The organism is Proteus myxofaciens ATCC 19692 (assembly GCF_001654855.1).
GTDB lineage: Bacteria > Pseudomonadota > Gammaproteobacteria > Enterobacterales > Enterobacteriaceae > Proteus > Proteus myxofaciens.
In genome coordinates, this window is the sequence record NZ_LXEN01000219.1 from 1 (window position 1) to 369 (window position 369).

Here is a 369-nt window from a genome sequence, read left to right on the forward strand (position 1 = left end):
TGTTAGGCGTTCTAGCGAAAAATTAATATCCAGTATTAATGAATTAAGTAAAAACTATAATGAAATATCTTCTACAATTAATATTAAAGATAATAATAAGCGTTCATTAGATTATGTTATTAACAAATTAACTAATAGAAAAGTCAATGATGGAAATTGTTATTTGCAGTTATATACATCAGATCATGTTATTACAGCTTGGTCCAAATTAGAGCATAAAGGTAGTAATTTTGGTTTGTATGATCCTAATTTTGGTGTGGTCGAATTTTCTTCTAAAAATAAATTTATTTCTTATTTAAAGGATTTTTTTAGTTCTAATGGGATGAATGCAGGTAAATTATATAGATTAGAAAAAAATATTAAAAATGA

At 23.6% G+C, this 369-nt stretch carries 1 protein-coding gene; it reads left to right on the plus strand.

Annotated features, from left to right (window positions below; genetic code table 11):
- On the plus strand, positions 1-369 hold a 369-nt coding region (locus tag M983_RS16725), incomplete at both ends, for a YopT-type cysteine protease domain-containing protein (RefSeq protein WP_157091991.1).